The organism is Geminicoccus harenae, assembly GCF_019800005.1.
In the GTDB taxonomy this organism is placed as follows: domain Bacteria; phylum Pseudomonadota; class Alphaproteobacteria; order Geminicoccales; family Geminicoccaceae; genus Geminicoccus; species Geminicoccus harenae.
Genome location: NZ_JABGCL010000009.1, coordinates 44,648 through 59,032 on the forward strand (window position 1 = coordinate 44,648; position 14,385 = coordinate 59,032).

Genomic DNA, 14,385 nt, shown 5'->3' on the forward strand with positions numbered 1-14,385 from the left:
AGGCAGGATTAAACCGGGCGGGTTGGATGTGTCAGTAGATTGTCCGCTGCCCGGCAGCAGCCGGGCGGGGCCGCTGGTTCCAGTGCCCGATGCGCTCGCGCGCTGGCTGGCCCCGCTGCGGCTCCTGCCGGCCCGGCGCGTCGCCCTCGCCGACGCGACCGGCATGGTCCTGGCCGAACCGCTGACGGCCCCGGCCGCACTGCCGCCCAGCGCGGTGGCGCTGCGCGGTGGCTACGCGGTGGCTGCGGCCGACACGGTGGGCGCCTCCGCCTATAACCCCGCCTTCCTTGCGGACGTCCCGGAGCGCGTCGTCGCCGGCGGCTTCCTGCCGGCCGGGACGGATGCGGTGCTGCCGCCCGATGCCGTGGTGCTCCATGGCGGCTTCGCCCAGGCCGCCCAGGCCGTGATCCCCGGCGAGCACGCCCGCCGCCCCGGTGAGGATGCCAGCCAGGGCGCCACCCTCCGCCCCGCCGGGCAGCGCCTGCGCCCGCTCGACCTGGCCATCGGCGCTGCCGCCGGGGTCCGGCAATGCGCCGTCCGGCGCGCCACGGTCCGCCTCCTCCCTGCGCAGGCCCATGACGATGCGGCTCGCCTGCTGGTCACTTCCCTGCTCGAAGCCGCGGGGGCACAGGTCGAACTGTCCGCCCCGTTCGGCAGCCGGCCGGATCTGGTGCGGGCACTCGCCCGGCCGGACGCGGACCTGGTCGTGGTGCTCGGCGGCAGCGGCCTGGATCCGGCCGATCCTGCGCCCGCGGCCCTGGCCGAAGGGGGGGAGCTGGTCGTCTCTGGCCTGGCGCTGCGCCCGGGCGAAGCTGGGGGCTCCGGCCATGCCGGCGGCCGGCCGGTGCTGCTGGTACCCGACCGGCTGGAGGCGGCCCTGGCGCTGATGCTGGTGTTCGCCCGGCCCTGCCTGGACCTGCTGCACGAGGCCACGCCCGCACCTGCCATGCCGCCCCTCCCCCTGGCCCGCAGGATCACCTCCACGGTCGGCTTCACCGACATCGTGCTGCTGCGCAGGCACGAGGCCGGCCTGGAGCCGCTGGCGACCGCTTCACTCTCCCTGCCCGCCATCGCTTCCGCCGATGCCTGGCTGGCCCTGCCGCCGGAGAGCGAAGGCATGGCCTCAGGCACCATCATCGAGGTCCAGCCATTCCCCATGTTCGCGTGATGCAGGCAGTCAACCCCCATGCCCTGCTGGGAGCAGCGGCGCAGCAGGAACAGTTCCTCACCGTCCTGCCGCGCGCCGAAGCCATCCGGCGCTTCGAGGCAGCGCTGCCGCCGGGGCCGCTCGGCACCGAACGGGTCACCCTCGCCGACGCACGGGGGCGGGTGGCGGCGGCGCCCATCCATGCCGCCATCGACGTGCCCCCATTCGACCGCGCCCTGGTCGACGGCTTTGCCGTGCGCGCCAGCGATCTCGCCGCGGCTGGCGAGAGCACGCCGGTGGTCCTGCGGCTGAACCGGGAGGTCATCGCCTGCGGGATCGCCCCGCGCCTGGCCGTCCAGCCCGGCACCGCCACCCCGATCGCCACCGGCGGGCCGATCCCGCGCGGTGCGGATGCGGTGGTGATGATCGAGCACACCGAGCCGGCCGGGGACGACGACGCTGCGATCCTGGTGCAGCGCGCCGCCAGTCCCGGCCAGTTCCTCGCCTTTGCCGGCTCGGACATCGTGCAGGGCGAGACGCTGCTGCGCCCAGGCACGGTGATCGGTGCGCGCGAGATCGGGATGCTGGCGGCTGCGGGACGAGACGAGGTCACGGTGTTTCGGCGCCCGCGCGTGGGGGTGCTTTCCACCGGCGACGAACTGACCAGCCCGGGCAACCCACTGCGCCCGGCCGCCATCTACGACAGCAACGGCCCGATGATCGCGGCGGCGGTCGAGGAGAACGGCGGCACGGCCGTCAGCTACGGCGCCGTCCCCGACCAGGAAGCGGCACTGCGGGAATCCATCGGCCGGGCCTTTGCCGAGTGCGACATGGTCATCCTGTCGGGCGGCACCTCCAAGGGTGCGGGCGACCTGACCTACCGGCTGATCGCCGATCTCGGCCCGCCCGGCATCGTCGCCCATGGTGTGGCGCTCAAGCCCGGCAAGCCACTCTGCCTGGCAGTCTGCGCGGGCAAGCCGGTGATCGTCCTGCCAGGCTTTCCCACCTCGGCGATGTTCACCTTCCACGACATCGTAGCCCCGGTGCTGCGCCGCCTGGCCGGCCTGCCGCCGCGGGGCGAGGCCCGCCTGCCGGCGACGGTCCCGGTCCGACTCGCTTCCGAGCTTGGCCGGACCGAGTTCGTGATGGTGTCGCTGGTCGAGCACGGCGACGGCCTGCTGGCCTACCCGGTGGGCAAGGGCTCGGGCTCGGTCACCACCTTCTCCCAGGCGGACGGCTTCATCGCGGTGGATGCGCTGGCCGAAAGCGTACCGGCCGGGACGGTGGCCGAGGTGACGCTGTTCTCCCCGCAACTCCGCATCCCGGAGCTGGTGGTCATCGGCAGCCACTGCATCGGGCTGGATGCGCTGGTCACCAGGCTCGCCGAAGCCGGCCAGACGGTCCGGCTGATGGCGGTCGGCAGCCTGGGCGGGCTGGCGGCGGCCGGGCGCGGCGAGTGCGACCTGGCGCCCATCCACCTGATGGACCCGAAGACCGGGCGCTACAACGCGCCCTACCTGACGCCCGGGCTGGAGCTGGTCGAAGGCTGGCGGCGCATGCAGGGTGTCCTGTTCCGCAAGGGCGACCGGCGCTTTGCCGGGCAGGAACCGGAAGCGGCCGTGGCGGCAGCACTGGCGGATCCCGGCTGCATCATGGTCAACCGCAACCAGGGTGCGGGTACCCGGATCCTGATCGACCGGCTGCTGCGTGGGCAGAGGCCGGCCGGCTACTGGAACCAGCCGCGTTCGCACCATGCGGTGGCCGCCGCGGTGGCCCAGGGCCGGGCCGACTGGGGGGTCGCCATCGCCCCGGTCGCTGAAGCGCAGGGGCTTGGCTTCATCCCGCTCGCGGAGGAGCATTACGACTTCGCGCTGGTGTCGGAGCGGCGGGACCGCCCGGCCGTGCAGGCCTTCCTGACCGCCCTCGACGATGCCGAGTTCGGCGCCGAGCTCGGCCGGCTGGGCTTCCGCCGCGCCGTGCCGGCGCCAGTCCTCACCTCCGGCCGGTAGCGGGAACGCCGATGGCACAGCTCACCAACGACTGCTTCGCCTTCGGCGGCGAGCTGATGCGCCTGGAAGAGGCGGTGCGGCTGATGACCGGGCGGGTGGAGACCGTCACCGGGACGGAGCTGGTCCCGCTGGAGGAAGCCGATGGGCGGGTCCTGGCCGAGGACGTGGTCGCCACCGTCGACCTGCCGCCGTTCGACAACTCCGCGGTCGATGGCTACGCGGTGCGTCATGACGACCTGAGTGCCGAAGGGGACAGCCGCCTGCCGGTCGCCGGGCGGGTCGCCGCCGGTGCGGCGCCCGAGGGACTCGCGACCGCGGGCCAGGCGGTGCGCATCTTCACCGGCGCTCCGCTGCCGGCCGGTGCCGACACGGTCTTCATGCAGGAGGATGTCCGGGTCGAGGATGGCCTGGCCAGCCTGCCCCAGGGGCTGGCGCGCGGTGCCAACCGGCGGCTGGCCGGCGAGGACTTGCCGAAAGGCGGGAACGCCCTGCCCGCCGGACGGCGGCTGAGCGCGCGGGAGGTGGGGCTGCTGGCCGCACTCGGCCTTCCCGCCGTCCAGGTCCGGCAAAGGCTGCGCGTGGCGCTATTCTCGACCGGCAACGAGGTGGTGGCGCCGGGACAGCCTCTGGCCCCGGCCAGGCTCTATGACGCCAACCGCTTCATGCTGGGCGTCCTGCTCCGCCGGGCCGGCTGCATCGTCACCGACCTGGGCATCCTGCCGGACACCCGACAGGCGGTAGGCCATGCCCTGGCCGGGGCGGCAGGCGGGCACGACCTGCTCCTGACCTCGGGCGGCGTGTCCGCCGGCGACGAGGACCATGTGAAGGCCGCGGTCGAGCAGGATGGCGCGCTCACCTTCTGGCGGGTCGGCATCAAGCCGGGCCGGCCGGTCGCCATGGGGGTCGTGCGGGGGACGCCGTTCATCGGCTTGCCCGGCAACCCGGTGGCGGCCTTCGTGACCTTCAGCTTCCTGGCCCGCCCGCTGATCGCGCGGCTTAGCGGCGAGAGCCATCAGCCGCCGCTGCCGGTCCCGGTGACCTGCGGGTTCAGCCACCGCAAGAAGGCCGGCCGGCGGGAGTTCGTACGGGTGCGCCTGGCCGAGCAGGACGGCGCGGTCCTGGCGCTGAAGCATCCGCAGGACGGTGCCGGCGTGATCACCTCGCTCACCGCGACCGATGGCCTCGTGGTCCTGCCGGAGGAGGTCACCGCGGCAGCACCGGGCGACCGGGTCGGCTTCCTGCCCTACGGGGTCCTGTCCTGACCGCCGAGCAGCCGCTCCGCCGCTGCCAGCTCGTCTGGCGTGTTCACGTTGAAGAACGGGTCGACCGGCTCACTCGGCCAGTCTGCGGGGGCAACCCCATGGCGCGCCGTCCAGCGGTCGATCTTGCGCATGTCCTCCTCGACCAGGGCGCGGCGCAGATCGTGGCGCAGCGCCACCGGCCACAGCCCGTTCACGGGATGGGTCCGCCCATCGGTGCGGGCGCAGGCGAGCGGCATCCCGGCCAGGCTGCGCGCCGCGTGCAGCCGCTCGACATAGTCCGCCGGCAGGAAGGGCGAATCGCCGGCGACGCTGACGATCCAGCCGACGTCCGGCCGCCGCTCCACCGCCCAGTCCAGGGCCGCCAGGATGCCGGCGAGCGGTCCGGGAAAGCCCGGCAGATCGTCCGGGACCACCGGCAGGCCGGTGGCGGCGAACCGCGCCGGGTCGCCGTTCGCGTTCAGGATCAGTTCACGGCACTGCGGCCGCAGCCGCTCGATGACATGGTCCAGCAGCGGCCGGCCGCCCAGCAGGGCCAGCGGCTTGTCGCCGCCACCCATGCGCCGGGCCAGGCCGCCCGCCAGGATGACGCCCAGGGTCGCGGGCGCTGCGGCCTCAGTCATCGCCGCCCTCCCCGCGCCGGCCCTTGGCCGAGAGTCCTTCGACATAGGCCAAGTCCTGGTCGAACAGGATCCGGTCCTCGCCCGAGAGCGCCAAAAAGCGCTTGCCGCGCGCCCGGCCGATCAGGGTCAGGCCGGTCCGCCTGGCCAGCTCCACCCCCCAGGCGGTGAAGCCGGAGCGCGAGACCAGGATCGGGATGCCCATGCGCACGGTCTTGATCACCATCTCCGAGGTCAGCCGGCCGGTCGTGTAGAAGATCTTGTCCGCCCCGCTTTGCCCGTGCCGGAACATCCAGCCGGCGATCTTGTCCACCGCGTTGTGCCGGCCGACATCCTCCATGTAGACCAGCGGCCGGTCTTCTTTCGCCAGCACGCAGCCATGGATGGCGCCGGCCTCCAGGTAGAGGGACGGTGTCGTGTTGATCGCGTGGGTCAGCCGGTAGAGCCAGGAGGTCCGCAGCCGGGTCTTCGGCAGCTCGATCCCGTCCAGCGCCTCCATCAGGTCGCCGAAGGCCGTGCCCTGCGCGCAGCCGCTGGTCTGGGTGCGCTTGCGCAGCTTGTCCTCGAAATTGGTCTGCGTCTCAGTCCGGACGACCACGACCTCCAGGTCCTCGTCATAGTCGACCGCGGTCACCCGGTCCGCGGGCTTCAGCATGTTCTGGTTGAGCAGGTAGCCGAGCGCCAGATATTCCGGGTAGTCGTTGATCGTCATCATCGTGACGATCTCCTGGGCGTTCAGGTAGAGCGTGAGCGCCCGCTCGACCGGTACCCTCGCGTCCACCTGCTCGCCGCACTCGTTCACCCCGACGACTTGCTGGGTGAGCCGCCGGTCCGCGGGATCGGGGCGGACCAGCAGGTCGGGATTGTCCTTGATCATCGGCTCCGTCCGGCCTGCCCCTCGGCAGGCGCATAGCCCAGGCTGTGCTGCGACCGCTCCCGGGCCGCTTCTGTAATCTGCCCCACCAGCGGTGCAGGAACCGAGTGGTGGACAGCCAGGAAATAGGTTTCCTCGCCGAGCGGCAGGAAGTCCAGGCCGAAGCGCTCCGCACTGGCCCTGGCACCCATGCCGGCGTCGGCCGCACCGGAGGCGACCAGGGCCGCCACCGCCTGGTGGGTGAACTCCTCCACCTCATAGCCCTGGATCGCCGCAGGCGACACGCCGGCCCGGGCGAGCAGCCGGTCCAGCCACAGGCGCGTGCCCGAATCCTTCTGGCGGTTGACGAAGCGCAGCCCGGCCCGCGCCAGATCGCCGATGGCCTGGATGCCGAGCGGATTGCCGGCCGCCAGGATCAGCCCCTGCTCCCGCCGGAACAGCGGGATGACGGAGAGCGTCGGCTCGGCACGGAGCTGCGCCAGCGGCCCGGTTTCCGGCAGCTCCACCCCGCCGCCATGGAAGCCAGCAGCATCGACGCTGCCGGCCAGGAGCCGGCGCGCGGCCTCCAGGCTCCCGGCCACCGCCACCTCGACCCCGTCCAGCTCCGTCAGGATGTCCAGCAGCAGCGGGTCATGGCTTACTGCCAGTAACACACTTGGCCGCCGCTCCTCCGTCAGTGCGGTCAGCCGGAGCTGCAGTGCCCGCTCCTCTTCCGCCAGGAGCCCCGCCGACCGGCTGAATGCGGCCGCCAGCGCATCGCGCAGTGCGGTGCCCAGCGGGGTGAGCATGCTGCCATGCCCCTTGGTCTTCACCGCGACCGGCTGCCCGAGTGCCGCCTCGAGTTCCGCCAGCCGCCCCCAGGCCGAGCGGTAGGACAGGCCCAGCCGCAAAGCAGCGCCCCGCACCGACTGGTCAGTGGCGATTCCCTCCAGCAGCGCCATGGTGGGCCCGAGGCCGATCTGCCGCCCGCCCAGCTCGATCTGTCCTGCCAGCGTCAGGGCCACGCGCATATGCAACCGCTTTCCTATTGAAGTGGCACCCGTCTCGCTATCATCTGCCTGGACCATGTTGCAAAGCCTCGGCGACGCCTTCTCCATGCTCGGCGCGCTGGACCATGACGTCATGGCCATCGCGTGGCTGTCGCTGCGCGTGAGCCTGTCGGCGGTGCTGCTGGGTTCGCTCGTCGCCATCCCACTGGGCGCCCTGCTCGCGATCGTCACCTTCCCGGGGCGGCCGCTGGTGGTCGCGGTGGTCAATGCGTTCATGGGCCTGCCGCCCGTGCTGGTCGGGCTGATCGTCTACCTCCTCCTGTCGCGCTCGGGCCCGCTGGGCGCTCTCGGCCTGCTGTTCAGCCCAGGCGCCATGATCGTGGCGCAGACCGTGCTGGCGATCCCGCTGCTGGCGGCACTCACCCGGCAGATCGTGGAGGATGCCCATCGCGAGCTCGACGAGCAGCTCCGCTCGCTGCGGCTCGATGTCTGGCAGCGCATCCGGGTGCTGGTCTTCCACCTCCGCTTCTCGCTGGTGGTGGCGGTGCTGGCCGCCTTCGGCCGCGCCATCTCCGAGGTGGGTGCGGTGCTGGTCGTGGGCGGCAATATCGACGGCTACACCCGCACCATGACCACGGCGATCTCGCTGGAAACCCAGAAGGGCGACCTGCCGCTCGCCATAGCATTGGGCATCCTGCTGATCGCCATCGTGCTCGTGGTCAACGGGACGGCCTCGGCGATGCGCGCCTACACCATGCGGCTCTACCCATGACGGCCGGGCTGCAGATCGTCCTGCGGGGCCTGTGCTTTCGGCCGAACGGCCGGACCGTGCTGGCCGGCCTCGACGCGACCATCACCTCCCCTGGCATCACCGCCATCATCGGCCCGAACGGGGCCGGCAAGAGCGTCACCCTGCGCATGATCGACGGGCTGCTGCAGCCGGACAGCGGCACGGTCCGGTTCGGCCCGCGGCCGCCCGAGAGCATCCGGCGCAGCTTCGTCTTCCAGCGGCCGGGCCTGATCCGGGCGAGCGTGGCGCGCAACATCGCGCTGGCCCTCCTCCCGCTCCGCCTGCCCCGCGCGGAAGCGGAGCGCCGCGTCGCCACCGCCCTGGCACGGGTTGGGCTGGCGGACCGGGCCGACGATTCGGCGCAGAAGCTGTCCGGCGGCGAGCAGCAGCGGCTGGCGCTGGCCCGGGTCTGGGTGACCGACCCTGAGCTCCTGCTGCTGGACGAGCCGACGGCGAGCCTCGACCCCGGTGCGACCGAGGCGATCGAATGCCTGGTCCATTCCATGGCCAAGGCGGGCACCAAGATCGTGCTGGTGTCGCACAATATCGGCCAGGTCGCCCGGCTTGCCCGCGACGTGCTGGTGCTCTGCCAGGGCCGCGTCGTCGAGCACGGCGCCACCGGCCAGATCCTCACCATGCCCAGGACTCCCGAGGCCCGGGCCTTCCTGAAGGCGGAAATGCCATGGCAGTGCTTCGCCGCAGCCTCCTAGCCATCGGCGTGGCCCTGCTGGGAATGGCTCCGACTCTCACCCCGGCCGCGTCGTCGATCACCGTCGCGTCCACGACCTCCACCGAGCAGTCCGGCCTGTTCGGCCATCTCCTGCCGCGCTTCACCGGGAGGACCGGCATCGAGGTCAGGGTGGTGGCCCTCGGCACCGGGCAGGCACTCGATGTCGGCCGGCGCGGCGATGCCGACGTGGTGTTCGTCCACGACCGGGCGGCGGAGGAGAAGTTCGTCGCCGAAGGGCATGGCGTGAACCGGGTGGAGGTCATGTACAACGACTTCGTCATCGCCGGCCCCAAGAGCGACCCGGCGAAAGCCGCCGGCAGCGACATCCTCCAGGCCCTGCAGCGGATCGCGGCCACGGAGCAGCCCTTCATCTCGCGCGGCGACCGCTCGGGCACCCATGCCGCCGAGCTGCGCTACTGGCAGGCGGCCGGCATCGACATCGCGGATGCCGGCGGCGACTGGTACCGGGAGATCGGCCAGGGCATGGGGCCGGCCCTCAACATGGCCTCGGCGTCCAACGCCTACGTGCTCTCCGACCGCGGCACCTGGCTGTCCTTCAAGAACCGGGGTGAGCTCGCGATCCTGGTCGAGGGCGACCGGCGCCTGTTCAACCAGTACGGCGTCATGCTGGTGAACCCCGAGAAGCACCCGGACGTGCAGGCGACGGAAGGCCAGGCCTTCATCGACTGGCTGGTCTCGGACGAAGGGCAGCAGGCGATCGGCGACTACCGGATCGACGGCCAGCAGCTCTTCTTCCCGAACGCGGGGGCAACCCAGATCTCGCAGTGAGGGCGATGCCCGCTGGCTTCTGGCTCTTCGATGTTGCTGAACCCTCCGCCTCTGCCTATCGTCCGGCCCGCCGACGGTTCCCCGGAAGGGGAGGCAAGAGGGAACAGGGAGCATTGGCCGAAGCAGCGGCTGATCGCGAGCCCTGGCTACCCCCGTAACTGTGCGCGGCGAGCCGATCTCCTTTCCATGGCCACTGGGCGACCGGGAAGGCCGGGGGTCGGCCACGACCCGTGAGCCAGGAGACCTGCCGACGGTAGTGTCGCTTGATCCATGCCTGCGGGTGGCGGGTGTGGGACGGGTACCCGTTCGCGGCGATGCGCTGGTCGTATCGAGGGCGGGAATCCGTGCAGCGCATGGACAAGGTCATCATTGCCGCGGGCATCGCCCGCAGCGCGCAGCCGCCCTCGGACGGCCATCCACCGGCATGGATGGCCCGCTTCGCCGCTTGGTCGCCCATGCCCTCGGTTCGTCCCGATCGAGGGAATTGCTTCATGGTCATCGTATCCGACGCAGCACGCCTGGCCGGTGCCGCGTCCGTTCTCACCCTGGTCCTGGGCCAGGCACCGGTCATGGCACAAGAGTCGCCCCTCACCCTGCCGAGCGTGGTGGTGAGCGCCAGCCGCATCGCCGTGCCGGCCGAGCAGGTCGGCAGCAGCGTCACCGTCATCACCGCCGAGGAGCTGGCGGAGCGCCAGACCGTGCTGGTGGCCGACATCCTGCGCGACGTGCCGGGCGTGGCGGTCAGCCGGTCCGGCGGGATCGGCACGCCCACCCAGGTCCGGATCCGCGGGGCGGAAGCCAACCAGACCGTGGTGATCATCGACGGGGTGGAGGCGGGCGACCCGGTCAGCGGCGAGTTCGACTTCGGCTCCCTGCTGGCCGGTGACATCGAGCGGATCGAGGTGCTGCGCGGCCCGCAGAGCGCGCTCTGGGGTGCCGATGCGATCGGTGGCGTCGTCAACATCGTGACGCGCAAGGGGACGAAGGGCTGGCAGGCCAGCCTGTCCGGCGAGACAGGCTCGTTCGCCACGGCGCTCGGCAATGCCCGCCTCTCCGGCGGCAGCGACCGGATCGACGGGGCGCTGGCTGTGTCCGGGCTCACCACTGAGGGCTTCAACATCGCGCGCGAGGGCGGCGAGAAGGACGGTGCCGGCAACCTCACCCTCCAGGGCAATCTCCGCTACCGCCCGGTCGAGAATCTCGAGCTGGCGCTGACCGGCCGCCACGCGGACACGCGCACCGACACCGACCCGCAGGACTTCGCCTTCCCGCCCACGCCGACGAACGGGCTGGTGATCGACGGCGACGAAGAGACCAGGACCAGCCAGTTCACCGGCCGTGCCCAGGCGACGCTCGACCTCCTGGAAGGTGCCTGGCGCCACACGCTGGGCGCCAACCTCACCGAGATCGATTACCGCTACTATATCGACGGCCAGCGGACCGGCGGCAATGACGGCCGGCGCACCCGGTTCGACTACCAGAGCAGCTACCGCTTCGAGACGCCCGGCTTCGCGGAGGCCACCCACGACCTGATCCTGCTGGCCGAGCACGCCCGCGAGACCTTCGAGAACATGGGCGCCACACCGGATGCGCCGGAGAACCAGAAGCGGCATCGCGACCAGACCGGCCTGGTGGGCGAATACCGGCTGGGCCTCTGGCAGCAACTGTTCCTGTCTGGTGCGGTTCGCCAGGACTGGAACAGCGGGTTCGACGACGCGACCACTTGGCGGCTGACCGCGGCCTATCTGGTCCCCACGATCGGGACCCGGCTGCACGGCAGCTACGGCACCGGAGTCACCAACCCGACCTTCTATGAGCAGTTCGGCTTCTTTCCCGACAGCTTCGTCGGCAACCCGGACCTGAAGCCGGAAAAGTCCGAAGGCTTCGACGTCGGCATCGAGCAGCCGTTCCTCGGCGGGCGGCTGGTGGCGGATCTCACTTTTTTCCACACCGACCTGGAGGACGAGATCGTCACCGCGTTCGACCCGGTCACCTTCCTCAGCACGGTGGTCAACCAGGATGGCCGCAGCCGCCGCCAGGGTGTCGAGCTGGCGCTGACGGCGGAGCCGTGGGCCGGCGGCAGCCTGCGCGCGGCCTACACCTATACCGATGCCGAGGATCCGGACGGCGCACGGGAGGTCCGCCGGCCGCGCCATGTCGGCAGCCTCCAGGCGAGCCAGCGCTTCCTGGACGGCCGCGCCCAGCTCGGCATCGGGATCCAGTATAACGGCCGCCAGACCGACAGCGAGTTCGTCAGCACCACGCCCGGAACCACGGTCGAGCTGGATTCCTACACCCTGGTCGACCTGTTCGGCGCCTATGCGCTGACCGACCGGGTCGAGCTCTACGGCCGGGTCGAGAACCTGTTCGACGAAAGCTACGAGGAAGTGTTCAGCTACAGCGCCCCGGGCATCGCCTTCTATGCCGGCATGCGCGTCAGCTTAGGGGGCGGGGCGACGTGATCCGCCCTGCCCTCATGGGCCTCCTGGCGCTCCTGCTGGCGCCGGTCCCCACCGAAGCGGGGCCGCCCAGGCGGATCGTGTCGTTCAACCTGTGCAGCGACCAGCTCGTGCTGCTGCTGGCCAGGCGCGAGCGGATCGCCTCGGTGAGCTATCTCGCGGCCGACCCGGCCATGTCGGCGCTGGCGGACCAGGCGCGGGGCCTGCACCTGAACCACCGCCAGGCCGAGGAGATCCTGGCGCTGGACCCGGACCTGGTGCTGACCAGCACCTTCACGGACCGCGCCACGACGGCATTGCTGGCGCGGCTCGGCCGGCGCGTGGTGGCGCTGCCGCCCGTGACGAGCCTGGCCGAGACCAGGGCGCAGATCCTGGACGTGGCGGACCTCCTGGGCGAGCCCGCGCGTGGCCGGGCCATGGTGGCGGAACTCGATGCGGCCCTGGCGGCGGTGCCGCCGCCTGCCCCCCCGCGGGCACGCGCCGTCCTGTTCCAGGCGAACGGCTGGACGGAGGGCCCGGCCACGCTCGCCGGCGACCTGCTCCGCCATGCCGGGCTGGACAATCTGGCGGTGTCCTATGGGATCGACGCCTATGGCCGGCTGCCGCTCGAGACCGTGCTGCTGGCGGCACCCGACCTGGTGGTGAGCGGGACCATGCCGGGCAACGCACCCTCGCTGGGCCAAGCCCTGCTCGACCACCCGGCCCTGCGCACCGCTTTGCCGGATCGGCGGCGAGTCCGGGTGCCCGAGGCGCTCTGGACCTGCGGCCTGCCGCAGACGGCCGACGCCGTGGCCCTGCTCGCCCGGGCACGGGACCGGCTGCGGTGAGCGACCGGGCCCTGGGAGCGGGCCTCGTCCTGCTGCTGGCCCTGCTGTTCTCGGGCTCGCTGCTGCTGGGGCCGGCCACGCCGGCCCTGGCGTTCCTGCAAGGCCTGCTGGCCGACCCGGACGGGCCGCTCCGGCTGATCCTGGTCGAGATCCGGCTGCCCCGGGCCCTGCTGGGGGCGATGACCGGGGCCAGCCTCGGCCTGGCCGGTGCCGCCCTACAGGGCTATCTGCGCAACCCCTTAGCCGAGCCCGGCATCGTGGGCGTGTCCGCGTCCGCCGCCTTCGGCGCGGTGCTGGCCTTCTATTCCGGCCTCGCCACCCTCCTGCCGCTGGCCATGCCGGTGTCCGGGATCCTGGGTGCCATGCTGGGCGTCTTGCTGGTGCAGGCCCTGGCTGGCACCGCCACGCTCGGCCTGATTCTGGCGGGCGTGGCGGTCAGCAGCTTCGCGAGTGCTTTGACCTCGCTCGCCCTGAACCTTTCGCCCAACCCGTTCGCCGCGACCGAGATCACCTTCTGGCTGATGGGCTCGCTGGCCGACCGCAGCTTCGACCATGTCTGGCTGGCCCTGCCCTTCACGGTGACCGGCTGGCTGTGCCTCCTGACCACCGGCCGGGCGCTGGACGCGCTGAGTCTGGACGAGGATGCCGCGGCCAGTCTGGGCTTCGACCTGGCCCGGCTCCGCCTGGTCCTGCTGGCCGGCGTCGCTCTGGCGGTGGGGGCGGCCACCGCTGTCACCGGAGTGGTCGGCTTCGTCGGCCTGGTGGTGCCGCATCTGCTTCGCCCGCTGGTCGGCCATCGGCCGGCCCGGCTGCTGCCGTTGAGCGCGCTGGGAGGCGCCTGCCTGATGCTGGCGAGCGACCTCCTGGTGCGGCTGGTCACGCCGGGCCAGGAGCTGAAGCTGGGCGTGGTGACCGCGCTCATCGGCACACCGTTCTTCTTCTTCCTGGTGTTGCGCGCCGCGAGGACCGCGCCGTGAGCCGGCTGCTCGCCGACCGGCTGACCTTCCTGCGCGGCGGCCGCCGGCTGCTGGACGAGGTGAGCGCCACGTTCGGGCCAGGCGGGCTGACCGGCCTGATCGGCCCGAACGGGGCGGGCAAGACCACGCTGATGCGCTGCCTGGCGGGCTTGGTCAGGCCGCAGCAGGGCCAGGTCAGGCTGGACGGCCGTGCGCTCGCCGACTGGCCGGCCCAGGTGCGCGCCCGGCAGCTCGCCTATCTGCCCCAGGCCGACACCGTCCACTGGCGGCTCAGCGTCGCCGACCTGGTGATGCTCGGCCGCCTGCCGCACCGCCAGGGCTGGAACGGGCCTGGGCCGGCGGACCGTGCGGCGGTCGAAGAGGCTCTGGCCGCCACGGACTGCACGGGCCTGGCGGCACGCGCGGTCGACACGCTGTCCGGCGGCGAGCGGGCGCGCGTCCTCCTGGCCCGGGCGCTGGCCGGCCAGCCTGCCACCCTGCTCGCCGACGAGCCCACCGCCGGCCTCGACCCCTACCACCAGCTCGAGGTGATGGAGCGGCTGCGGTCGCTGGCGCAGAGCGGCACCACCGTCCTGGTGGTCCTGCACGACCTGTCCGCGGCCGTGCGCTTCTGCGACCGCCTCGTCCTGCTCGACCGGGGCCGCGTGGTGGCGGCGGGCGACCCTGGCGAGGTGACGGCAGCGCCCAACCTCAGGACCGTCTTTCGCATCGAGGCGGCACGTGGCCAATTGCCGGAAGGGCCCTATCTCCTGCCGCGGCGGCGGGTCCTGGACTGAGCGACGGGCGGAACGGAACGAGAAGAGACCGCCGGACTGCCGGTACGGCGCTGCCTCGGCACCAGAAAGCCTCTCGCGCCGCCTTGCCGGATGGGCTGAGAAGGACGGAGCCGGAGCGGCGCGCAGGGCAGTCCTGCGA

General features: G+C 72.1%; 13 protein-coding genes and 1 riboswitch. Of the genes, 10 read left to right on the forward strand and 3 right to left on the reverse strand.

Going from position 1 to position 14,385, the window contains the following annotated elements:
- Positions 1-82: 82 nt before the first annotated feature.
- From HLA95_RS10245 to HLA95_RS10255, 3 genes are read left to right on the forward strand one after another with little or no spacing between them, the layout of a single operon-like run.
- Complete coding sequence (locus HLA95_RS10245; protein WP_222183232.1) at positions 83-1,168, forward strand: molybdopterin-binding domain-containing protein; 1,086 nt, start codon at positions 83-85, stop codon at positions 1,166-1,168.
- Positions 1,168-3,156: a molybdopterin biosynthesis protein gene (locus tag HLA95_RS10250; protein ID WP_222183313.1), complete on the forward strand. Its 1,989-nt coding sequence runs from the start codon at positions 1,168-1,170 to the stop codon at positions 3,154-3,156. The genes HLA95_RS10245 and HLA95_RS10250 overlap by 1 nt, the downstream gene beginning before the upstream one ends.
- A gap of 11 nt (positions 3,157-3,167) precedes the next feature.
- A complete protein-coding gene (locus tag HLA95_RS10255; protein ID WP_222183233.1) occupies positions 3,168-4,418 on the forward strand; it encodes a molybdopterin molybdotransferase MoeA in 1,251 nt (416 codons plus the stop codon).
- On the opposite strand, the gene mobA is transcribed toward HLA95_RS10255, so the two are convergent.
- The 3 genes from mobA to HLA95_RS10270 are packed head-to-tail and all read right to left on the reverse strand — an operon-like array spanning position 4,400 to position 6,919.
- Positions 4,400-5,038: a molybdenum cofactor guanylyltransferase MobA gene (gene mobA / locus HLA95_RS10260; RefSeq protein ID WP_222183234.1), complete on the reverse strand. Its 639-nt coding sequence runs from the start codon at positions 5,036-5,038 to the stop codon at positions 4,400-4,402. The genes HLA95_RS10255 and mobA overlap by 19 nt on opposite strands.
- Positions 5,031-5,912: a formate dehydrogenase accessory sulfurtransferase FdhD gene (locus HLA95_RS10265; protein ID WP_191061595.1), complete on the reverse strand. Its 882-nt coding sequence runs from the start codon at positions 5,910-5,912 to the stop codon at positions 5,031-5,033. Before HLA95_RS10265 ends, mobA begins: the two co-directional genes overlap by 8 nt.
- Entirely contained in the window at positions 5,909-6,919 is a 1,011-nt protein-coding gene (locus HLA95_RS10270) for a substrate-binding domain-containing protein (protein WP_191061596.1), read from the reverse strand. Before HLA95_RS10270 ends, HLA95_RS10265 begins: the two co-directional genes overlap by 4 nt.
- 55 nt (positions 6,920-6,974) lie before the next feature.
- On the opposite strand from HLA95_RS10270, the gene HLA95_RS10275 reads away from it, so the two are divergent.
- The 7 genes from HLA95_RS10275 (at position 6,975) to HLA95_RS10305 (ending at position 14,246) form a co-directional block, all read left to right on the forward strand.
- On the forward strand, positions 6,975-7,670 hold the full coding sequence (locus tag HLA95_RS10275; protein WP_191061597.1) for an ABC transporter permease: 696 nt from the start codon (positions 6,975-6,977) through the stop codon (positions 7,668-7,670).
- Entirely contained in the window at positions 7,667-8,398 is a 732-nt protein-coding gene (locus tag HLA95_RS10280) for an ATP-binding cassette domain-containing protein (RefSeq protein WP_222183235.1), read from the forward strand. Before HLA95_RS10275 ends, HLA95_RS10280 begins: the two co-directional genes overlap by 4 nt.
- Positions 8,371-9,207 carry an ABC transporter substrate-binding protein gene (locus tag HLA95_RS10285; RefSeq protein WP_191061210.1) on the forward strand — a complete coding sequence of 279 codons (837 nt, stop codon included), beginning with the start codon at positions 8,371-8,373 and terminating at the stop codon, positions 9,205-9,207. The genes HLA95_RS10280 and HLA95_RS10285 overlap by 28 nt, the downstream gene beginning before the upstream one ends.
- Before the next feature lie 57 nt (positions 9,208-9,264).
- Positions 9,265-9,473: riboswitch (cobalamin riboswitch) on the forward strand.
- A 225-nt stretch (positions 9,474-9,698) separates the two neighbouring features.
- The gene (locus HLA95_RS10290; protein ID WP_191061209.1) at positions 9,699-11,669 is read left to right on the forward strand and encodes a TonB-dependent receptor plug domain-containing protein; all 1,971 of its coding nucleotides are present in this window, start codon (positions 9,699-9,701) and stop codon (positions 11,667-11,669) included.
- Positions 11,666-12,493: an ABC transporter substrate-binding protein gene (locus HLA95_RS10295; RefSeq protein WP_222183236.1), complete on the forward strand. Its 828-nt coding sequence runs from the start codon at positions 11,666-11,668 to the stop codon at positions 12,491-12,493. Before HLA95_RS10290 ends, HLA95_RS10295 begins: the two co-directional genes overlap by 4 nt.
- Positions 12,490-13,470, forward strand: a complete 981-nt coding sequence (locus tag HLA95_RS10300; protein ID WP_191062548.1) for a FecCD family ABC transporter permease — start codon at positions 12,490-12,492, stop codon at positions 13,468-13,470. The genes HLA95_RS10295 and HLA95_RS10300 overlap by 4 nt, the downstream gene beginning before the upstream one ends.
- A complete protein-coding gene (locus HLA95_RS10305) occupies positions 13,467-14,246 on the forward strand; it encodes an ABC transporter ATP-binding protein (RefSeq protein ID WP_222183237.1) in 780 nt (259 codons plus the stop codon). The genes HLA95_RS10300 and HLA95_RS10305 overlap by 4 nt, the downstream gene beginning before the upstream one ends.
- Positions 14,247-14,385 lie beyond the last annotated feature (139 nt).